The following is a 20,341-nucleotide window of genomic DNA, read 5'->3' on the forward strand; positions in this document are numbered from 1 at the left end:
CCTCGTGCTCGGTGATGGAGCAGAAGGTGCAGCCGCCGAAGCAGCCGCGCATGATCGTCACCGAGAACTTGATCATGTCCCAGGCGGGAATCTTCGCATCGCCATAGGACGGATGCGGCGCGCGCGCGTAGGGCAGGTCGTAGACCGCGTCCATCTCTTCGCTGGTCAGCGGGATCGGCGGTGGATTGAGCCAGAGATCGCGGTCGCCGTGACGCTGCACCAGGGGCCGCGCATTGCCGGGATTGCTCTCCCGGTGCAGCACGCGCGAGGCGCGGGCATAGGCTTCCTTGTCCTGCTCGACCTGCTCCAGCGCCGGCAGCCGGATCACGGTCGCGCCCTTCTGGCGCGATGCGCCCTCGTCGGCGGAATCGAGATCGTCGGCGTGCAGCTCGGAATAGTCCTCGGGCACGCGGCGGAACAGCGCGACGCCTCTGACGTCGTCGAGCTCGCGCGGCGCTTCGCCGGCGGCAAGGCGCTGGGCGACCTCGACGACGGCGCGCTCGGCATTGCCGTAGAGCAGCAGGTCCGCCTTGGCGTCGGCTAGCACCGAGCGGCGCACCTTGTCGGACCAGTAATCGTAATGCGCGATCCGGCGCAGCGAGGCCTCGATGCCGCCGAGCACGATCGGCACGTCCTTGAACGCCTCGCGGCAGCGCTGGGCATAGACGATGGTGCAGCGGTCCGGCCGCTTGCCGCCTTCGCCGCCCGCCGTATAGGCGTCATCATGGCGCAGGCGACGGTCCGCGGTATAGCGGTTCACCATCGAATCCATGTTGCCGCCGGTGACGCCGAAGAACACCTTCGGCTTGCCCAGTGCCTTGAACGGTTCGGCCGAATGCCAGTCGGGCTGCGCGATGATGCCGACCCGGAAACCCTGCGCTTCCAGCAGGCGTCCGATGATCGCCATGCCGAAGCTCGGGTGGTCGACATAGGCGTCCCCGGTCACCAGCACGATGTCGCAGGCATCCCAGCCCAGCGCATCCATCTCGGCGCGGCTCATCGGCAGGAACGGCGCGGGCTTGCGGGGTCGCGCCTGGGCCATCAGGGGCTTTTCGGCGATGATGATATCGGTGTTCATGGGGCCTACGGATAAGACTCCGGGCCGGCGAATTCAACCAACGGGCGCGTGAAAGATTGATGGGTTCCGCGAGATTTCGGGACGCCTCAGGACCGGCCGCACAATGCCTGCTCGACACCGGCCGCGAAGGCGATCAGGCGTTCCTCGCTGTGCGGCGGGCCGACGATCTGCAGCGAAACCGGCATGCCGGCCTGGTCGCGCCCGGCGGGCACCGCGAGCGCGGGGCAGCCGAGGATCGACCAGACATAGGTGATCATGATCCAGTCGATGTAGCTCTCGCAGCGCATGCCTTCGATCTCGGTCGGCCACATGGTCTCGACGGGGAACGGCGCGACCTGCACGGTCGGGCAGATCAGGATGTCGAACTCCGTGAAGAAGCCCTGCATGCGCCGGTAGGTCGCCGCGCGCTGCTCCGTCGCGGACGCGATGTCGCGTGCGGACAGGCTTTCGCCATGCGCGATATCGCCGGCGACCTCGCGCGTGAAGCGGTCGCGCGATTGCGGCCAGAGCCTGCCCCAGGTCGTGAGATAGGCAAGGCCTCGGAGCGCGCGGATGGTCTGCGGCAGTCCGGTGAGATCGGGCGAGGCTTCGCTCATCGCGCAGCCGGCGCGCTGCAGCCGCTCGATGGCGCCGCGAAAGCCGGAGCGGATATCCCGATCGACCGGCAGCAGGCCGAGATCCTCGGAGGCGGCGATCCGTCCGGTCCAACTCGGCCGCGCGGCCGCGTTCCGGAATGACGTGTGCTGCCCGCGTGACAACAGGTCGGGCGCATGGAAGCCGGTCATCGCATCGAGCATCAGGGCAAGATCGGGAATCGTGCGCGCCATCGGTCCCTCGACGAACACGGTGTCGAAGGGATCGGAGAGCGGCTTGCGGGACACGAGGCCGGGCGTCGGCCTGAGGCCCGCGACGCCGCAGAATGCGGCCGGTGTGCGCAGGCTGCCGCCGACGTCATTGCCGTGGCCGAGGCATATCTGATGCGCCGCGAGCGCCGCCGCGGAGCCGCCGGAGGAGCCTCCCGAGGTCAGCGCGGGAAACAGCGGATTGCGCGTCGCGCCGAACAGCGCGTTGGTCGTGTTGGCGCCCCCGAGTTCCGACAGATTGCTTTTGCCGATCACGATGGCGCCGTTGCGCTGCAGGTAGTCGATCGTGGGGTTCGAGACATCGGGCACGCGGCCGGCCGTCAACGCGCTGCCGCCGCTGGTCGGCACGCCGGCGACGTCCGTATTGTCCTTGACCGCGAGCGGGAGGCCGCACAGCAACGGCCAATCCGCGCCGCCGGCCTTCTTGTCCATCAAGCGCCGCGCTTCGCTGCGCGCCGCCTCGAAGCGGCGCACGGGAATCGCATTGATGCCAGCATCCGTGGCCTCGATCCGGCCGATCGCGGCGTCGATGACCTCGAGCGGCGACAGATGTCCCCGGTGAATCTCGGCGATGGCTTCGACGGCGGATAGCGCGGCGATGCCGGATGAAGGCGGAAGGCCCGACGCGTCGCTCATGGCTATTTCCGGATCGCCGCGGTGGAACCGCGCACCACGAGCGCCGGCTGGAGCTGGATCGATCTGGTTTCGTCGTCACCGAGGCCGGACCGGCCTTCGGTGATTCGCGACAGCAGCGTGGACACCGTGGCTTCGGCGATAGCTTCGGAAGGCTGCGTGACGACAGTCATTCCGGGACGCACCAATCCGGCCCAGGGCAATTCGTCGACCGCGATGATGGAGAGATCGTCGGGCACGGAGACGTTCCGCTCGGTGATGGCGCGCAGCAATCCGAGCGCGAGGTGGTTGTTGGTCGCGAAGATCGCCGTCGGAGGTTCGGAATGCGCGAGCAGCCGCAACGCGGCCGCGTGACCGGCGGCCTCGGAGAAATTGTCCTTCGCGATCAGCCGTTCGTCGAGCGTGACGCCGCGCGCGGCGAAACCGGTTCTGAAGCCATCGAGACGGTGGCGCGCGATCGGATGCTCGGGCGAGCCCATGATCACGCCGACGCGCCGGTGGCCGAGATCGTCGAGATGCTCCGCGGCGAGGCGCCCGAGCGCGACATTGTCGGTCGTGACGGAATCGAGATCGAGCCCCTCGATCCGCCGGTCGACCATGATGCCGGGCATCGGAAGGCTCGCGAGCGCGGCCTGGCGTCCGCTCCAGCCGCGCCGGGTCGGAATCACGATGGCGCCATCGGCGCGCTGCGACAGCAGCATGGACAGATGCCGCTCCTCGCGTTCGGGATCCTCGGCACTGTTGCAGAGGATGACCGAATAGCCGGCGGCACTCGCCAGCCGCTCGATGCTCTCGACGAGCTTGAGGAAATAGGGATTGGCGAGATCGGCCACGAGCAGGCCGAGGATACGGCTGGCGCCGCTGCGCAGGCTGCGGGCGCTGGCATGCGGCGCATAGCCGAGCTTGCGTGCCGCGGCGGTGACGCGCTCCTGCAGGAGTTCGCTGACCTTGCCCGAGCGGTTGAGCGTCTTCGACACCGTGGCAACCGAAACGCCCGCCAGCCGCGCGACCTCATGGATGGTGGGCAACGGCCCTCCGGACATCGGCTCCTCCTGTTAAACGTTTTTCTATAGACACGGATTGTCGCAGGCAAGTCGGATATTCCCAATAAATACAAGCTATTGCGAATAAGCGACGTCCGTGCTTACTTAGAAAAACGTTTAACTAAGGGAGGCGAAAGTGCGGGGCGGTTGTTGCAACCGGCAGGCGCCGGGCCGCATTCGCGGTCCGGAGGAGGCAGCATGACCTCCTATGTGCTGGGCCGGTTGCTTGCGGCCATTCCCGTATTGCTCGCGGTCGCGGTGTTCGTCTTCCTGTTGCTGAGCCTCGTGCCGGGCGATCCGGCGGTGCTGATCGCCGGTGATTTCGCCTCGCCGCAGCAGGTGGAGGCGGTACGCCAGGCGCTCGGGCTCAATCTGCCGCTGCTGCCGCGCTTCCTCGCCTGGACGGGACGCATGCTGAGCGGTGATTTCGGTCTGTCGCTGTTCAGCCGAATTCCAGTCTCGCAACTTGTCGCGCAACGCATCGAGCCGACATTGATCCTGTCGCTGATGACGATCACCATCGCGGTTGTCGTCGCGGTGCCGCTCGGGCTCGTTGCCGCCTATCGACCGAAGGGATTTGTCGCGCGATTGACCATGGCGGGTGCCGTGCTCGGCTTCTCGTTGCCGGTCTTCGTCGTCGCCTTCGTTCTCGTCTACACGCTCGCGCTTGGCCTGCACTGGTTTCCGGTGCAGGGCTACAAGCCGCTGTCGCAGGGTGTGCTAGCCTCGCTTCATTCGCTGGTGCTGCCCGCGATCTCGCTGTCCTTTCTCTATATCGCCCTGATCGCGCGGGTGACCCGGGCCGCCGTCCTCGAAGTGCTGCGCGAGGATTACGTCCGCACCGCTCATGCCAAGGGGCTTTCGAACCGCAAGATCATCGCACGGCACGTGCTCAGCAATGCCGCGGTGCCGATCATTACGGTCGTCGGCATCGGGTTTGCCGCGCTGCTCGGCGGCGTCGTCGTCACCGAGACTGTGTTCTCCATTCCTGGACTTGGCCGGCTGACGGCCGATTCGATCCTGCGGCGCGACTATCCCGTGGTGCAGGCGCTGATCCTGCTGTTCGCCTTCGTCTATGTCGTCGTCAATCTCGTGGTCGACATTCTCTACGCCGTCGTCGATCCGCGGATCCGGTACTGATGCGGGACGAGCCGATGACGATCACCTCTGCAGCTGACGGACTTGAAACGGCGGATGTCGGCAGCAACCGGTTCGCGCGGATCGCCGGCCTGCCGCTGCGCCAACCCATGTTGGCCGTGAGCTGCGTCCTGCTCCTCGCCTTCGGCGCGCTGGCCGTGGCGAGCCCATGGATCACGCCGGATCCGGCCGCGCTCGACCCGCTGAGCCGGCTGCAGCCGCCATCCTTCGCGGAGCCCTTCGGCAGCGATCAGGTCGGCCGCTCGGTGTTCGCTCGCGCGTTGTGGGGCACCCGTGTCTCGTTGTCGGTCGGGATCGCCGTCGCGATCGTCACCACGTTGATCGGCGTGACCATCGGTGTGATCGCCGGCTATTTCCGCGGCGCCGACACGATCGTCATGCGCGCCATGGATGCGGTGATGGCGATCCCAGCGATCCTGCTCGCGATCGCGCTGGTCGCGCTGATCGGAGCCTCCCCGGTCGTGATCGTCGCGGCGATCAGCCTGCCGGAAATTCCCCGCATGGCGCGCGTGGTGCGGGCCAGTGTCCTTACCTTGCGCGAACGCGTCTATGTCGAGGCGGCCATCACCTGCGGCGGTCGTACGACGACCATCCTGCGCCGTCACATCCTGCCCGGCGCCGTCGGGCCGATCATGGTGCAGACGACCTACGTCTTCGCGTCGGCGATGATCCTGGAGTCGATCCTGTCTTTTCTCGGCGCGGGGACGCCGCCGGACGTGCCGAGCTGGGGCAACATGATGGCGGAAGGCCGGCAGTTCCTGCAGATCGCCCCGTGGATCCTCGGCTTTCCCGCGCTGATGCTGGCCGCCACCGTGCTTGCCGCCAACCTGCTCGGTGACGGGCTGCGCGACATGCTCGACCCGAGCCTTGGCGGAGGCGAGGTGCGATGAGCGCTCCGCTGCTCTCCGTCGAGAATCTCTCGATCTCGCTCAACGCGCGCGGAACGCGGGTTCCGCTCGTCCGCAACGTGTCCTTTGCGATCGATCCGGGCGAAACGCTCTGCCTGGTCGGCGAGAGCGGCTGCGGCAAGAGCCTGACCGCGCTCTCCATCATCGGTCTGCTCAACCGCAACGTCATGCAGGTCACCTCGGGCCGGATCCTCTTCGAAGGGCGCGACCTCGTCACGCTCGGCGGCGATGCGATGCGCAAGCTGCGCGGCGATCGCATCGCCATGGTGTTTCAGGAGCCGATGACGTCGCTCAACCCGCTGCTGCGCATCGGCGAGCAGATCGCCGAAGTCATCGTCGAGCATCGCGGGGTGTCCCAGTCAGATGCGCGGCGCCAGGCGATCGGGTTGCTCGATCTGGTGCGCATTCCGGATGCGCGTCGGCGCGCCGCGGAGTTTCCGCACCAGCTATCGGGCGGCATGCGGCAGCGTGTCATGATCGCGATGGCGCTCGCCCTGCGCCCGGCGTTGCTGATCGCCGATGAGCCGACGACAGCACTCGATGTCACCATCCAGGCGCAGGTGTTGACTTTGATCGACGACCTCCGCCGCGAGTTCAACACCTCGGTGCTGCTCATTACGCATGATCTCGGTGTGGTCGCCGAAATGGCGGACCGCGTCGTCGTGCTCTATGCCGGCAGCATTGTCGAGCAGGCGGCCGTCGACGACATCTTCGACGCGGCCGCCCATCCCTATACGCGCGGCCTGCTCCGCGCGATCGGGCAGCTCAACAGCGGGACGCGGGATCGCCTCGCCGAAATCCCGGGAAGCGTGCCGGGCTCCACCGCGCTCGGCATCGGATGCGCCTTCCGTCAGCGCTGCGGCGTGGCCATGCCGATCTGTCAGTCCGAGATGCCGCTGCTGTCGGGCTCGGGCGCGCACCGGGCGGCCTGCTGGCTCGGCGAGACGAGCACGGAGGCGCTTGCATGAGCGCCGTACTCGAAGTCTCCGGCCTGACCCGGATATTCACCTCGCAGAAAGGGCCGTTCGGAATGTTCGGCCGCCGCGAACTGCGTGCGGTCGACGATGTCAGCTTCACGGTCGCGCGCGGACGTACCTTCTGTCTCGTCGGCGAAAGCGGCTGCGGCAAGACCACGATCGGCCGCATGGTGGTGCGCCTGCTGAAGCCGACGGCGGGCTCCGTCCGCATCAACGGCGAGGATTTCGGCAATCTGTCCGGCGAAACGCTGCGGCTCCGGCGGCAGCAGGTGCAGATGGTGTTCCAGGATCCGTTCGCCTGTCTCAATTCCCGGATGACGGCGGCCGAGATCGTCGAGGAGCCTCTACAGAATTTCGGCATTGGGGACGCCGCCTCGCACCGGCGGAAGGTCGCGCGCCTGTTCGATCAGGTCGGCCTGCCCCAGCATTTCCATGCACGCCTGCCGCATCATCTATCCGGCGGCCAGCGGCAACGGCTCGGTATCGCGCGGGCGCTCGCCGCGGAGCCTGCGCTGGTCGTCGCCGACGAGGCCGTGGCCGCGCTCGACGTCTCGATCCGCTCGCAGATCCTCAACCTCCTGAAGGACGTGCAACGCGAGAGCGGGATTTCCTATCTGTTCATTTCCCACGATCTCGCCGTGGTGCGCTATCTCGCCGACGACGTCGCCGTGATGTATCTCGGCGCGATCATGGAGCGGGGACCGGCGGAAATGGTATTCGCCGCACCGGCCCATCCTTATACGCGCGCGCTGATCGATTCAGTGCCGGCAGTTCATCCGCGCAACCGCCGCCGCCGGGCCGCCCTCGAAGGTGAGGTGCCGAGCGCCGCCGCGCTGCCGTCGGGATGCCGCTTTCGAACGCGCTGCCCGTTCGCCACCGACATCTGCGCGCAACAGGCGCCGGCGATGACCGAGGTCGCGCCCGGCCACGACGTCGCCTGCCATCACGCACGATCACTGCCGCGCTTCGACGCTCTGCGTCCGGGCGCGGCCGGCACCAACGCCATCGTCTAAAAACAGTGAAAACGGGAGGAGTACAGAGAATGAAACGGCCGAACCGATTGTTTGCCGTCATGATCGCGGCGGGCCTGCTGGGCGCAACGTCGCCAGCCTTTGCCGAAACGGTGTTGAAGATACGCCCATTCGGCGATCTCAAGCAGATCGATCCCGTCATCACGTCCGACTACATGGTCCGTAACCACGGCTACATGGTCTACGACACGCTGTTCTCGCTGGATGAGAAGCTCGTCGCGCAGCCGCAGATGCTCGAAGCCTTCACGGTCAGCAACGACCAGCTCACCTATACCTTCACGCTGCGTGGCGGCCTGACCTTCAGCAGCGGCCAGCCGGTGACCGCGGAGGACGCGGTCGTTTCGCTGAAGCGCTGGTGGCAGCGCGACGGCCTCGGCCAGCAACTCGCCTCGGTCAGCGACACGCTCACGGTGAAGGACGACAAGACCTTCGAGCTGAAGCTCAAGCGTCCATGGGGCCTCGTGATCGAAGCGCTCAGCAAGCCGAGCTCCAACGTGCCGTTCATCATGCCCAAGGCGATCGCGGCGACGCCGGCCGATACCGCGATCACCGACGCCACCGGCTCCGGCCCCTTCATCATGAAGAAGGACGAATGGGTCCCGGGCTCCAAGGTCGTCTATGTCAAGAACCCCGGCTACAAGCCGCGGTCCGAGCCTGCGAGCGGGCTGGCCGGCGGCAAGCTTGCCAAGGTCGATCGCGTCGAATGGCATTACATTCCGGACGCGCAGACCGCGCTCAACGCGCTGCAGGCCGGCGAGATCGACATCTTTGAGGAAGTGCCGCCGGATTTCCTGCCGACGCTCGCCGGCAATCCCGACATCAAGACCATGCCGCAGGACACGCTCGGCATGCAGATGGTGTTCCGCATGAACACCTCCGTGCCGCCCTTCAACAACCAGAAGATCCGGCAGGCGATCAGCTACATGATCGACCAGGAGAAGTTCGCGCGGGCCTATGTCAGCGATCCCAAGCTCTACAAGAACTGCCCGAGCTTCTACATGTGCTCCTCGCCCTACTTCTCGGCCGACGGCTGGGTGAAGCCGGATATCGAGAAGGCCAAGAAGCTGATCGCCGAGAGCGGCTATGACGGCACGCCAGTCGTGGTGCTGCATGCCACCGAAAGTGGCCCGACCAACACGTTCAGCCTCGTTGCCGAACAGCTGATGCGGCAGATCGGCCTCAAGGTCGAGCCGCAGGCGATGGACTGGGGTACGCTGGTCGGACGCCGGGCGTCGAAAGAGCCCGCCGACAAGGGCGGCTGGTCGCTGTTCATGTCGGGCCCGACGGGCGCCGACATGTTCGAGCCGGTCGGACATCTTGGCCTGCGCGCCAACTGCGACAAGGCCTGGTTCGGCTGGCCCTGCGACGAGCAGATCGAAAAGCTGCGCAGCGAGTTCGCGCTGGCGACGGACCCCGAGCAAAAGAAGAAGATCGCGACGGCGATTCAGCTCAGGGCCGTCGACTATGTGCCGTATTGGCCGGCGGCGCAGCTCTATCTCGTGCGGGCGGTGCGCGGCAATGTCGACGGCATCGTGAGCGCGGCGGTCCCTGTCTACTGGAACATCGCCAAGAAGTAATCCTGCCCGGCCGGGGTATCGCAGCTTGCGAACGCCCCGGCCGGTCGCGTCGGGACTGTGACACGGTCCACATACCGCCCGGCATGGTCATGTCATCCTCCCATCGTTTCGAGGGAGAGAACCATGTTCCTGGTCGACGCGCTGCTGATCCTGGCGATGACGTTTTTCCTGTTCCTGCCCATCACCGATCGCAAGACGGTGCGGATGAAGCTCTGCGTGCTGTGCGCGCTGGTTGCGGTGTTCTCGGTCACCATCAGCCGGACTGAGGTCGCGCCGGTGCGGCTCGCGGGCGTCGTCTCGACACGTTGAGCGGCGCACCCCCTCCACGTCGGCCGGTTGCCTTTTGGGTTCTCGTCGCGCCGCACATGGGTTATTCGGTTGTGCATGGGCAAGGGAATACCAGAGGCCGGCGGTCGCGGCGCCGCGGCGTCATCCACAACCGGCTGGCTCGGCGCGGTGGCGCTGATCGGCTTCATCCTGGTGGCGACCGCACAGGCGTCCAATCAAATCCTGGCGCGCGGCCTCGCGGGTTCCGTCCCGCCTTTCGCGCTGGCCTTCTTCCGCTGGAGCATCGTTGCGATTGGGCTTGCGCCGATCGCGCTCGCCGAAATCCGCGACGGCCGCGTGCCGCTCGGCCGGAACGCCTGGCCGGTACTGGCCGCAGGCTTCATGGGCATGTTCCTCTGCGGCGGCCCGGTCTATGCCGCTGGCGTTTCCACCACCGCGATCCATATCGCGCTGATCATGGCGCTGTCGCCGATCACCGTGCTGCTGATCTCGGCGGCGCTCGGCATGGAGCATATCGGTCCGCTGCAATGGCTCGGCACGGCGCTGGCGCTGGCCGGCGCTCTGCTCATCATCTCCGGCGGCCATTGGCAGGCGCTGACCGAGTTGGGCGCCGCATCCGGCGACGGGCTCGTCGTGCTCGCGATGCTCGGTTGGTCGGGTTACACCCTGCTGCAATCGCGCGCGGCGCCGCAGGCGTCACTGCTTGCGCGGATCAGCCTGTTCTCCGGCGCCGGTGCGCTGTTCTCGCTGCCGCTGGCGGTCATGGAGATGTGGGCCATGCCGTCGCAGGTCTTCAGCGGCAAGGCGTTGTCCGCCTATCTCTTCGCCGGCATCGTTCCCGGCCTGCTCGCCTATGCGGGCTTCGCCTGGCTCGGCGGCAAATTCGGCTCGGTACGGACATCGCTCGTGCTCTACATCGGACCAGTCGCGAGCGCCCTGCTGTCGTTCGCGATCCTCGGTGAGCCGCCGAAGCCGATCCATTTTCTAGGTGGCCTGCTGATCCTCGGCGGCGTCTGGGCGAGCCTGCGCAAATAGTTCCATCTGCCGTGCAATCGGCTATGGTGTGAACGGCGGTTCGCATGCGGGAACCAACCGCCTCCGCGAACATTCTGATGAGGGATCACGCCTCGCGCGCGCCTTTGCGACCGCGCCTGCGCCCGCAATCGGATGCCTGCCTCGATGTTCGCCTTGGGCGATGGAGGTGCTGTGAGTACGGTCATTGAGAATTTGCTGTTGCGGAAGCAGAAACTGGTGGAGCAGCTCCAGACGGAACAGTCGCTGGAGGAGCGCGACAAGATCGAGCACCAGCTCGAGCAGATCAACACCGCGCTGGATTTCCTGGATAGGCCGGGTCCGCAAGGCGGGCGCTAGCCGCGATCAATCCATCTTCAGGGCCTTTGCATAGGTCACGCCCGAATTGGTGATGTGCGTCGTCATCAGCCGTTCGAACTCGGCGAGATCCCCGCGCGCGAAAAGATCGAGCAGCTTGCGATGCTCGTCGAACGAGGTCCGCGTCCGCACGTCGATCGGCGAGGTGAGATTGGTCCGCAGCGCCGCGACGCGGCCCGCAACGAGCTGATAGGATTCGACGAGATAGCGGTTGCCGCAATGGGCGAACAACGCCTCGTGGAATGCGGCATCGGCGCGGCCATAGGCGATGTTGTCCCTGGTCGCGACCGCCGGCTCCATGGCGGTGATCGACGCGCTCATCGCCGCGACAGCACCGTCGCGGTCATGATGATGCGCGAGCTCGGCCGCCTTGGGTTCGAGCGCGATCCTGAAGGTGCAGAGCGCATTGATGTCCTCGGCGCTCGGCGTGAAGACGAAGCTGCCGACCTGGGGGCGTATCACCACGAGCCCCTGCGCCTGCAACAGCCCCATCGCCTCGCGCACGGGTGTACGGCTGACGCCGAACGAATTCGCCACCATCTCCTCGGAGATGTCAGCGCCGAGCGCGAACTCGCCGTCGATGATGGCCTGGCGCAGCCGCAACATGACGCGCTGCGCCAGCGACCTCGGTGTGTCGAGCTTCAAAGATCTCGCTGTGGCCTCCGGGCGCGGCACCTCGGTCAGACCACCTTGCCGGGATTGAGCAGGAGGTCGGGATCGAGCGCGGCCTTCAGCGTCCGCATCAGCACGATCTCGGCGTCGCTGCGGGCGTGACCCAGCCATTGCTTCTTCAGCGTGCCGATGCCGTGCTCGGCGGAGACGCTGCCGCCCATCTCGCGCACGAGGCCATAGATGATCGCGTCCATGGCGTCCTTCGGCTGGCGTTCGACGGGAAGGCCGCTGACCCAGGAGACGAGATGCAGATTGCCGTCACCGATATGACCGTAATAGACGCTCTCGCATCCCGCGATCTCTGCGGCGAGCGCCGCCTTGCAGCGCGTGACGAATTCGTCCATTCGCGCCACCGCAAGCCCGATGTCGTAGGAGATGTGCGGGCCCAGCACCTGGCCGAATTCGGCGCAGATGTCTCGCACGCGCCAGAAGCCCTGCGCCTGCGCCAGCGATTGCGCCACCGCGGCATCCACCAGCAGCCCGCGCTCCATCAGTTCCTCGAGCCAGCTCTGGAAACGCGGCGCATCGAAGCTTTCGTCGGTGCCCTGCGCCTCTACCAGCACATAGAGGCCATGACCTGCGGCGACCGGCGGCTTCACCCCGGCGCGCGTCGTGATCACGTCCCAATAATCCGGCCACATCACCTCGAACGCCGATAGCAGCGGGCCGAGCCCGGATCGCGCCGCATCCAGCAGCGCGATCACCCCGGCGTAATCCTTCAGCGCGCACAGCGCGGCCATCGTCGAGCGCGGCTTCGGAAACAGCCGCAGCACCACGCGGGTGATGATGCCGAGCGTGCCTTCCGAGCCGATGAAGAGATGCTTGAGGTCGTAACCGGCATTGTTCTTCATCAGCTTGTTGAGGCTGGTGATGATGGTGCCGTCGGGCAGCACCACTTCGAGGCCGAGCACCAGTTCGCGCGTCATGCCGTAGCGGATCACGCGATTGCCGCCGGCATTGGTGGAGAGGTTGCCGCCGATGGCGCAGGAGCCGCGCGAGCCGAGATCGAGCGGAAAGAAGAAGCCGGCTTCGTCGGCTGCCTTCTGGATCGTCTCCAGCGGTGTGCCGGCCTTCACGGTCATCGTCGCCGATGCGCGATCGATCTCCTCGATGCCGGTCATGCGCTCCAGCGAGATCGCGACCCAGCCCGTTTCGGGCGAGGCGCCGCGGCACAGTCCGGTCAAGCCGCCTTGCGGAACGAAGGGCAGGCGTGCCCGCCGACAGGTGGCGATCGCATCGGAAACGCCCTGTGCGTCGATCGGACGGATCACTGCGCGCGGCGTCTGCGGCAGACTCGCGCTCCAGTCGTTGCAATTGCGCGCGGGCACATCGCCACCGGTCAGGACGGCCGCCGCGCCGAGCTTGTCGCGGAGAGCGCCGAGCAGTTGGGTCGGATTGTCGACGGGGATGATCATGTCCATGTGAGGCCTCTCGTGGTCCGGCCGGGTGGTCATCGCGCGCCATCGCGGCGGACAATTGCATGGCTGTTGTATGTAAGGTACAACAGAAAGACAAAGCAAGAGAAAGCTGGGCACAGGCCTCGAAGATCGTTTTTGATCAAAGGCTTAGCGCCGAGCCGCAGCAACGGGTAGGACCATGAGCGAGGCAATTCGCGGGTTTTGGGTAGCGTCGGCAACGCCCCTGGCGGCGGATGGCGGCGTGGATCACGCCAGGCTCGCGGGCCATGCGCAGCAGCTCTTCGGCAAAGGCGTCGACGGCGTCGTGCTGTTCGGCACCACGGGCGAGGGCGCTTCCTTCAATGTCGCCGAGCGCGTGGCCGCGCTCGAGGCAATGCTCAAGGCCGGCGTCGCGGCCGAGCGTATCGCCATCGGCGGTGGCTTTCCCGCGATCAGCGACAGTATCGCGCTGACGCGCGCAGCGCTCGGCCTCGGCCTTCGCCACGTGCTGCTGCTGCCGCCTTACTTCGATCGCAGCGTCACGGCGGAGGGTATCGAGGACGCCTTCGCCGCGGTGCTCGACGGCGTCGCCGATGATCGCCTGCGCGCCACGCTGTATCACATCCCGCAAGTCTCCGGCGTCGCGATCCCGACCGTCGCCGCCGCCAACCTGCGCAAGCGCTACGGCAAGCTGGTCGCGGGCCTGAAGGACTCCAGCGGCGACTTCAAGCAGTTCCAGGCGTTTCGCGCCGCGGCTCCCGAGCTCGCCATCACCGTCGGCAACGAAACCGATATCGCCCGCGCGATCGCCGCCGGCGGCGCAGGCACCATCTGCGGCATGGCCAACATCGCGCCCGCGCTGGTGAAGGCGATGATCGACGGCAAGGACGTCGAAGCGCGCATGCAGGCCGCGGTCGACATCGTGGTGAAATCGCCGTCCTTCCTCGCGACGTTGAAGGCGATCCTGGCGGCGCAGACCGGCGATGCAGCCTGGCTCCGCGTCCGGCCGCCGCTCCGCGCGCTGTCCGATGGCCGCGCGCTCAAGCTGAAGCTCGACGAACTGATCAGCCCGGTCGCCGCCTGAGGCCGCGACCGGCCTCATCACGACGGGAGTGATGCGACATACTGTCGCTCATTCGCGCGCGATGTGCCGCAAATTGCCGTGCGAGCAATCGCGATCGCGGTTCGCAGCCACCGCCCTCTTAGAATGATTCCACGTTAGAGAGATTCAATCCCGCCTACGGTTCTCCGCTGACGCTTCGATTGCTAGACGCGCAAGCTTCAATGTCACTGCAGAAGTGAAGTGGGGCGAAAGTGCGTGTGTATGTGGATGGCGAGCGCGTCGGCGGCCATCGTCATCGTGCCGGCAAGGGCCGGGCAAGTCTTCTCATTGGAGCGGCGGTGCTGCTCGCGGAATGCCCCTCCAACACGACGACCGCGCAAGCGCAATCGGCGCTGCCGCCGGTGACCGTGGATGCGCCGGTGCAGCGGCCCAAGCCCGCGCGCGCCTCGGAATCATCCCAACGCCGCGCCCAGACGGCCGCGCGTCAGCGCAACCGGAGCGCCACACCCCCGGTCGCGCCGACGATCTCGGAACGTGCGGCTGCCGCAGCGGCGGCCCAGCAGGTCGCAAAGCTCGGCTACCGTGCAATGCCGAGTTCGACCACGCTGCGCACCGGTGCCTCGCCGCTCGATACCTCGCAAGCCGTCAACGTGGTGCCCGAGCAGGTGTTGAAGGACCAGTTGCCGCGCAACATCGACGATGCGCTCGGCAACGTCTCCGGCATCACCCAGACCAACACGCTCGCCGGCAGCCAGGACGCGGTCATCCGCCGCGGTTTCGGCGACAACCGCGACGGCTCGATCATGCGCAACGGCATGCCGCTGGTGCAGGGCCGCAGCTTCAACGCCGAGGTCGAGAGCGTCGAAGTGCTGAAGGGACCGGCCACGATGCTGTACGGCATCATGGATCCCGGCGGCATCGTCAACACCATCAGCAAGCGTCCGGAGCTCTATCAGCACGGCTCGGTCACGCTGCTCGGCTCGGCCTACAGCGCCTCGAAAACCGGCGCCGACGGCTTGCTCGACGTCACCGGTCCGATCGGCGACCAGGGTCTCGCCTACCGCTTCATCGGCTACGGCGTCAGCGAGGACTACTGGCGCAATTTCGGCCGCCACCGCGAAATGCTGATCGCGCCGTCGCTGGCCTGGTACGGCCAGGACACCACCGTCCAGCTCAACTACGAGCATCGCGAGTTCATCTATCCGTTCGACCGCGGCACGGCGTTCAATCCGGTCACGAAGGCACCTCTGGCCGTTCCCGCCACACGCCGGCTCGACGAGCCGTTCAACAACGTGTGGGGCACGTCCGACCTGATCCAGGCCTCGGTCGAGCACCGCTTCAACCAGGACTGGAAGCTCTACGCCGGTTACAGCTACAACACCGAGACTTTCAGCGCCAACCAGCTCCGCATCTCCGCCCTCAACTTCACGACCGGAGTCGAGACGCGCAGCAATGACGGCACGCAGGGCTCGCTCAGCAATGTCAGCTATGGAACGTCCTATATCTCGGGCGGCTTCTGGCTCGGTAACATGCGCAACGACGTGCTGTTCGGCGGCGACGGCCAGTATCGCACCATCTACCGCGACAACCTGATCCGGCAGACGACGCCGGCCATCAACGTCTACAATCCCGTCTACGGGCTGATCGGGCCGGGCACGACCGTGTCCAACAGCGACAGCGCACAGACCGACAAACTCGGCCAATGGTCGCTGTTCTTCCAGGACACGCTGCATCTGACCGAGCGCTTCGCGCTCGTCGGCGGCGTGCGCTACATGGACTACGATCAGCTTGCCGGAAAGGGCAAGCCCTTCGTCACCAACACCAATGTGTCGGCGGACAAGGTGCTTCCGCTCGGCGGCGCCATCCTCAAGCTCACCGACGAGCTCTCGCTCTATGCGAGCTACACCCAGTCGCTGAAGCCGAACTCGACCATCGCGCCGCTGAACAACGGCGGCGGCGTCGTGCTCGGATCGAACATCGCGCCCGAAGAGGGCACGCAGTACGAGACCGGACTCAAATTCGATCTCAACAAGCGGCTGTCCGGCACGCTCGCGGTCTACGACATCCAGAAGCAGAACGTTCTGGTCAGTCAGCTCAACACCTCGACCGGGCTGAACGTCTATACTGCGGCCGGCAAGGTGCGTTCGCGCGGCGTCGAACTCGACGTCACCGGCCGCCTCTCCGACAATTGGAGCATGATCGGCAGCTACGGCTACACCGATGCGCGGGTGACCGAAGACCCGACCTATGCGGGCAAGCAATTGCAGAACGTCGCGATGAACACGGCCTCGTTGTTCGTCGTCTACGATTTCGGCACGGCGCTGCCCGGCCGTCTCCGCGTCGGCGGTGGTCCCCGCTATGTCGGCGATCGGCCCGGCGATGCCTTGAACACCTTCGTCTTGCCGTCCTACGTGGTCGCGGATATCTTCGCGACCTACGAGACGAAGTACCAGAACCTGCCGGTGATCTATCAGTTCAACATCAAGAACCTGTTCGACACCGTCTATTATCCCTCCGCCGTGAACAATCTGAACGTGGCCGTCGGCGACGCGCGACGTTTCTCGTTGGCGGCCACCGTGAAGTTCTAGCGATGGGCGCGCGGCACACGGCCGTCGCGGCCCTGATTGCGCTGGCATCTGCCTGCGCCGCGACCGCGTGCCGTGCCGAGGAGATCACGCTCTATTCGACCAGAGAGGCAACTCTGGTCGAGCCCGTTGCCACGGCGTTCACGGCGACGAGCGGCGTCAAGGTCGACATCGTCTTCGTCGAAGACAGTCTGGTCAGGCGCCTCGCATCCGAGGGAGAGGCATCCCGCGCCGACGTGCTGATGACGATCGGGCTGGACAAGACGACCCAGCTCGTATCCCGTGGGTTCACGCAGGCCATTGCCTCGCAACGCATCGAACAAGCCGTGCCCGCGAACCTGCGTGGCGAAGATGCGCAATGGTTCACACTCGCCATTCGTCCGCGCGTCGCGCTGGTCCGCAACGACAATGCGACGACGGCCATCGACTATGAAGACCTCGCCGATCCCAAATGGCGCGGCAAACTTTGCATGCGGGCGGCTCTGCATCAGAACAATGTCGCGCTGGTTGCTGCCTATCTCGCCCATCACGGCGAGGCCGAGACGGCCCTCTGGCTCTCCGGCCTGAAGGCCAATCTCGTCCACAGACCGACCGGCAAGGACAACGACGTGATCCGGGAGCTTGCGCAAGGGACGTGCGAGATCGGGATCGGGAATACGGTGGCGCTGGCGCAATTGCGTGACGGACGGGAAGGTGCCGACTGGCGCGACTGGGCGCTGGCCGTGAAGGCGATACCTTCGAAGTTCAAGGGCGGCGGCGCGCATGTGAACCTCACCGGCGCCGCCATGGCGAGACACGCGCCGCACCCGGCGACCGCGCGAAAATTCCTGGAATTTCTTGTCACTCCAGCGGCGCAGCGGATCTTCGCGGCCGCCGAACTCGAATATCCCGTGCTCGCCGCGGCAGAGCGCACCCCGATCGTTGCCGATATCGGTTCGTTCGATGCTGATGCAATGCCGGTCGATCGGATCGCCGCGCAGCAGCAGACCGCGATCGCGCTGATCAGGAGGGCCGGCTTCGATGAATAGGCTCGGTCACAAGATCAAGGCGATCCTGCTTCAGGTCCATTCCATCGCCGGTCTCGCGCTTGCGCTGCTGCTCGCCCTGATTGCCCTGACGGGCTCGATCATGAGCTTCGAGGACGAGATCTCCGACTATCTGAACGCCGACATCATGCATGTGGCGCCGCGGACGACGCCCGCGCTGTTGCCGGACGACCTGGTCGTGCGACTGAAAACAGCGGAGGTCGCCGGAAAGGTGGCCTCCGTCGTGCTTTCGAGCGATCCATCTGCGGCCGTGCGGGTTCGCTTCGCTCGCGACGAGCGGGGCGCACGGCAAGGCTCGCTCTACGTCGATCCCTACGACAGCCGAGTGCTAGGTGCGCCTCGCGGCGAAGAGTTTTTCGTCACAGTGCGCAGGCTGCATCGCTGGCTGCTGATTCCCGGCGAAGCCAAGGGATGGGGACGCCAGATCACCGGCGTTGCCGCGCTCGGCCTGATCGTGATGCTCGTTTCCGGCCTTGTGCTGCGCTGGCCGCGCCGGGCAAATAGCGTGAAGATGTGGCTGAAGCCGAATGTCGGTCTTCGCGGCCGCGGTCTGCATCGTTCGCTGCATGCCGTCATCGGCACCTGGGTGCTGCCGGTCTACCTGGTGATGGCACTGACCGGGCTTTGGTACTCGTTCGACTGGTACAAGGATGGCGTCGTCTGGCTGTTGTCGCGCCCGCATGTCGCCGTCGCCAAGATGCAGCCGAAAGGGCCGCATACCACCCCCCGTTCCGAGCCGGATCAGCCGGCAGGTTTCGATCGAGCGTGGGCGACGATCCAGCGAGAGGAGGGCGGAAATTTCTCCAGAGTGCTGCTGGCGCTGCCGAATGGGCCGGGCACCGTAATACGGATCCGGTCTTGGGCGAAGGATGCGACGCTCGATACCACGCGCGATGAATTCCGCATCGACGCCGTCACCGGCCAGGTGATTTCGGCGGAGCGCTATGCCGACAAGACATTCGGCGAGAAGATCATCGCCAACGTGCTCGATATCCATCGTGGCGCGTTCCTTGGCTGGCCCGGCAAGCTCGCCTTCATGATCGCCGCGGCGTTGATGCCGCTGTTCTCCGTCACCGGCATCCTGCTCTATCTGTCGCGCCGCAAGCTGCGGCGCCCGGCACAGCCGCCGCTCGGACGGCTCGTTCCGGGCGAGTGAGCACGAGGCCTGTTCGATCGCTCGGTCATTCCCAAGCAACGCCTCGCGCGGAAAGCACGACGAAGCGCCTGCCGCACGGCAGACCAGAAGTACTTGCCATGAATCTCGTAAAATGGTTCGATCTTCGCGGCGCACGCCGGGGTTGTTGTAATCCGCATGGTACTATCAGTACGAGATGAGATCGAAGAGACTGCACGCCCTGCTGTGCTTGTTAGACGCAGCGACCTGCCGGTACCGCTCTCGCACCCGGCGCGAAGTTTTTTCGGCGGCCTCCCCAAACTACCCCCGCAGTTCGAGTGGCCGAAGGCTGAGGTCAAGGCGCACGAGGTGCTAGAGACGGTCGCGCTCACCTTCGTGGCCCAGATCGATCTGGCCGAAGTGCCTGACGCAAAATGGTCGCCGCTTCCGAAGCGAGGCACGCTGTATTTCTTCTGCAGCTCGGTATTCGAGGGCGAAGCGTTTCCACCGTGTCGCGTAATCTACAGTGATACGGCGGGTGATGCGTATGCCGATCGTGCTCCACCGCCGGATCTGATGCCACTCGCTGGTACCAGCGGTGGTTTCCGGGTCAAGTGGCTCGATCCAGCCCTCGATTTTCATTCCAAGGTCGAGTTCAAATATCCGCTTTCCTTCCTGCCGTATCGCGACTTCCTCTTTCTGGAGGATGAAGCCGTAGCCGGCGAGCTCACGATCGAGGAACTATGTAAGGCGCTGGGCCCGGGCGAGCCCGAGCAACGGGATCTGCTCCAATTTCGAAGCCTCTCTGAATATGAGAAAGACGAGCATTGGCCCTTCAACTGGCTCCTGGTCACATATGTAGTTCGGGCGGTTTTGTGGCACGTGGAGCACGATCTGACGCCTGGTTCCCATTATCGACCGCTCACCGATGAAACAGTGGTGGAATTGACGCGCCTTCGCGCCGGCGCAATCGAGTGGTTCGAGCGTTGTCGAGCGCCGATCCCTATGGATCGGGTCGATACGGATACGAAAGCGATCTTCAGGTCCTGGTGGCTCGACGTCGCGCGGGCCTACAAGGAGATGCATGGACGGACCGCCACCTATCCGGGCCAAATGCCAACGGACCTAGGCAATGCCATCAATCATACGATTCGCTACATGGCCATCGAGGACGCCGATCTTCTCGACGACGTTCCTCTTAGCTATGTTGTGAATCTCGAGCGGCAGAATCGCTGGATGACGCCGACCGGGACGGATGGACAACACCGTTTCTTCAGCATCGCGCTTCACCAGATGCTGGGGTATGGTAGCAGTCCGCCGGTCCGAACGAGGAGCATCCGGAGAACATATCGTTGCTCCAGATGCATGGCGATCTCGCTTTTCTTGATTGGCACGCCAACATCGGGTGCGTCCTTCAATTTTGGATCGATCCGGATGCTCTCACGAAGCTCGACTTTACGCAGGCTGTCGCCACGCTCGAATGCGACTAGCGTGATGTCTGCCCTGTGAACGCGCGATT

The 20,341-nt window shown here is 65.5% G+C and carries 18 protein-coding genes; 13 read left to right on the forward strand and 5 right to left on the reverse strand.

Translation table 11 applies throughout. The features are described 5' to 3' along the window. The 3 genes from QM712_RS19800 to QM712_RS19810 all read right to left on the reverse strand — a co-directional run. On the reverse strand, positions 1-1,078 hold a 1,078-nt coding region (locus tag QM712_RS19800), incomplete at its 3' end, for a YgiQ family radical SAM protein (RefSeq protein WP_415024820.1). Positions 1,079-1,164: 86 nt separating this feature from the next. Next, the gene (locus QM712_RS19805) at positions 1,165-2,577 is read right to left on the reverse strand and encodes an amidase (protein WP_415024821.1); all 1,413 of its coding nucleotides are present in this window, start codon (positions 2,575-2,577) and stop codon (positions 1,165-1,167) included. Positions 2,578-2,579: 2 nt separating this feature from the next. Beyond that, positions 2,580-3,617 carry a LacI family DNA-binding transcriptional regulator gene (locus tag QM712_RS19810; protein WP_415024822.1) on the reverse strand — a complete coding sequence of 346 codons (1,038 nt, stop codon included), beginning with the start codon at positions 3,615-3,617 and terminating at the stop codon, positions 2,580-2,582. A 198-nt stretch (positions 3,618-3,815) separates the two neighbouring features. Between QM712_RS19810 and QM712_RS19815 the strand changes: the two genes are divergently transcribed. The 8 genes from QM712_RS19815 to QM712_RS19850 all read left to right on the forward strand — a co-directional run bounded on the left by QM712_RS19815 (position 3,816) and on the right by QM712_RS19850 (position 10,927). After that, positions 3,816-4,757: an ABC transporter permease gene (locus tag QM712_RS19815; protein ID WP_415024823.1), complete on the forward strand. Its 942-nt coding sequence runs from the start codon at positions 3,816-3,818 to the stop codon at positions 4,755-4,757. A 14-nt stretch (positions 4,758-4,771) separates the two neighbouring features. Further along, positions 4,772-5,665, forward strand: a complete 894-nt coding sequence (locus QM712_RS19820; RefSeq protein WP_415024824.1) for an ABC transporter permease — start codon at positions 4,772-4,774, stop codon at positions 5,663-5,665. Beyond that, positions 5,662-6,651 (forward strand): ABC transporter ATP-binding protein, encoded by a 990-nt coding sequence (locus tag QM712_RS19825; RefSeq protein WP_415024825.1) that lies wholly within the window; start codon positions 5,662-5,664, stop codon positions 6,649-6,651. Before QM712_RS19820 ends, QM712_RS19825 begins: the two co-directional genes overlap by 4 nt. Then, positions 6,648-7,673 carry an ABC transporter ATP-binding protein gene (locus tag QM712_RS19830; protein ID WP_415024826.1) on the forward strand — a complete coding sequence of 342 codons (1,026 nt, stop codon included), beginning with the start codon at positions 6,648-6,650 and terminating at the stop codon, positions 7,671-7,673. Before QM712_RS19825 ends, QM712_RS19830 begins: the two co-directional genes overlap by 4 nt. A 29-nt stretch (positions 7,674-7,702) precedes the next feature. After that, positions 7,703-9,268 carry an ABC transporter substrate-binding protein gene (locus QM712_RS19835; protein WP_415024827.1) on the forward strand — a complete coding sequence of 522 codons (1,566 nt, stop codon included), beginning with the start codon at positions 7,703-7,705 and terminating at the stop codon, positions 9,266-9,268. Between the two features lie 123 nt (positions 9,269-9,391). Continuing rightward, positions 9,392-9,577 (forward strand): hypothetical protein, encoded by a 186-nt coding sequence (locus QM712_RS19840; protein WP_415024828.1) that lies wholly within the window; start codon positions 9,392-9,394, stop codon positions 9,575-9,577. A 75-nt stretch (positions 9,578-9,652) separates the two neighbouring features. Then, a complete protein-coding gene (locus QM712_RS19845; RefSeq protein ID WP_415024829.1) occupies positions 9,653-10,591 on the forward strand; it encodes a DMT family transporter in 939 nt (312 codons plus the stop codon). A 171-nt stretch (positions 10,592-10,762) separates the two neighbouring features. Then, entirely contained in the window at positions 10,763-10,927 is a 165-nt protein-coding gene (locus QM712_RS19850; RefSeq protein WP_415024830.1) for a hypothetical protein, read from the forward strand. 6 nt (positions 10,928-10,933) lie between these two features. Here the strand turns inward: QM712_RS19850 and QM712_RS19855 are convergent, their stop codons facing one another. Next, a complete protein-coding gene (locus tag QM712_RS19855) occupies positions 10,934-11,590 on the reverse strand; it encodes a GntR family transcriptional regulator (RefSeq protein WP_415024831.1) in 657 nt (218 codons plus the stop codon). A gap of 35 nt (positions 11,591-11,625) precedes the next feature. Next, complete coding sequence (locus QM712_RS19860) at positions 11,626-13,038, reverse strand: FAD-binding oxidoreductase (RefSeq protein ID WP_415024832.1); 1,413 nt, start codon at positions 13,036-13,038, stop codon at positions 11,626-11,628. A gap of 175 nt (positions 13,039-13,213) precedes the next feature. Here QM712_RS19860 and QM712_RS19865 point away from each other — a divergent pair, with 175 nt between their 5' ends. The 5 genes from QM712_RS19865 (at position 13,214) to QM712_RS19885 (ending at position 20,331) form a co-directional block, all read left to right on the forward strand. Further along, entirely contained in the window at positions 13,214-14,098 is an 885-nt protein-coding gene (locus QM712_RS19865; protein WP_415024833.1) for a dihydrodipicolinate synthase family protein, read from the forward strand. Between the two features lie 230 nt (positions 14,099-14,328). Next, entirely contained in the window at positions 14,329-16,665 is a 2,337-nt protein-coding gene (locus QM712_RS19870; protein WP_415024834.1) for a TonB-dependent siderophore receptor, read from the forward strand. Between the two features lie 2 nt (positions 16,666-16,667). Beyond that, positions 16,668-17,690, forward strand: a complete 1,023-nt coding sequence (locus QM712_RS19875) for an extracellular solute-binding protein (protein ID WP_415024835.1) — start codon at positions 16,668-16,670, stop codon at positions 17,688-17,690. Further along, a complete protein-coding gene (locus tag QM712_RS19880) occupies positions 17,683-18,864 on the forward strand; it encodes a PepSY-associated TM helix domain-containing protein (RefSeq protein ID WP_415024836.1) in 1,182 nt (393 codons plus the stop codon). The genes QM712_RS19875 and QM712_RS19880 overlap by 8 nt, the downstream gene beginning before the upstream one ends. A gap of 156 nt (positions 18,865-19,020) precedes the next feature. Beyond that, a complete protein-coding gene (locus tag QM712_RS19885) occupies positions 19,021-20,331 on the forward strand; it encodes a DUF1963 domain-containing protein (RefSeq protein WP_415024837.1) in 1,311 nt (436 codons plus the stop codon). The last annotated feature ends 10 nt before the right edge of the window (positions 20,332-20,341 follow it).

This window comes from Bradyrhizobium sp., assembly GCF_047605465.1.
In the GTDB taxonomy this organism is placed as follows: domain Bacteria; phylum Pseudomonadota; class Alphaproteobacteria; order Rhizobiales; family Xanthobacteraceae; genus Bradyrhizobium.

What these genes read in the sequence shown, in the direction of transcription:
- QM712_RS19805 (WP_415024821.1), bottom strand. Translation starts at nt 2,577, where the DNA reads ATGAGCGACGCGTCGGGCCTTCCGCCTTCATCCGGCATCGCCGCGCTA.
- QM712_RS19810 (WP_415024822.1), bottom strand. Translation starts at nt 3,617, where the DNA reads ATGTCCGGAGGGCCGTTGCCCACCATCCATGAGGTCGCGCGGCTGGCG.
- QM712_RS19815 (WP_415024823.1), top strand. Translation starts at nt 3,816, where the DNA reads ATGACCTCCTATGTGCTGGGCCGGTTGCTTGCGGCCATTCCCGTATTG.
- QM712_RS19820 (WP_415024824.1), top strand. Translation starts at nt 4,772, where the DNA reads ATGACGATCACCTCTGCAGCTGACGGACTTGAAACGGCGGATGTCGGC.
- QM712_RS19825 (WP_415024825.1), top strand. Translation starts at nt 5,662, where the DNA reads ATGAGCGCTCCGCTGCTCTCCGTCGAGAATCTCTCGATCTCGCTCAAC.
- QM712_RS19830 (WP_415024826.1), top strand. Translation starts at nt 6,648, where the DNA reads ATGAGCGCCGTACTCGAAGTCTCCGGCCTGACCCGGATATTCACCTCG.
- QM712_RS19835 (WP_415024827.1), top strand. Translation starts at nt 7,703, where the DNA reads ATGAAACGGCCGAACCGATTGTTTGCCGTCATGATCGCGGCGGGCCTG.
- QM712_RS19840 (WP_415024828.1), top strand. Translation starts at nt 9,392, where the DNA reads ATGTTCCTGGTCGACGCGCTGCTGATCCTGGCGATGACGTTTTTCCTG.
- QM712_RS19845 (WP_415024829.1), top strand. Translation starts at nt 9,653, where the DNA reads ATGGGCAAGGGAATACCAGAGGCCGGCGGTCGCGGCGCCGCGGCGTCA.
- QM712_RS19860 (WP_415024832.1), bottom strand. Translation starts at nt 13,038, where the DNA reads ATGGACATGATCATCCCCGTCGACAATCCGACCCAACTGCTCGGCGCT.
- QM712_RS19865 (WP_415024833.1), top strand. Translation starts at nt 13,214, where the DNA reads ATGAGCGAGGCAATTCGCGGGTTTTGGGTAGCGTCGGCAACGCCCCTG.
- QM712_RS19875 (WP_415024835.1), top strand. Translation starts at nt 16,668, where the DNA reads ATGGGCGCGCGGCACACGGCCGTCGCGGCCCTGATTGCGCTGGCATCT.
- QM712_RS19880 (WP_415024836.1), top strand. Translation starts at nt 17,683, where the DNA reads ATGAATAGGCTCGGTCACAAGATCAAGGCGATCCTGCTTCAGGTCCAT.
- QM712_RS19885 (WP_415024837.1), top strand. Translation starts at nt 19,021, where the DNA reads ATGGTACTATCAGTACGAGATGAGATCGAAGAGACTGCACGCCCTGCT.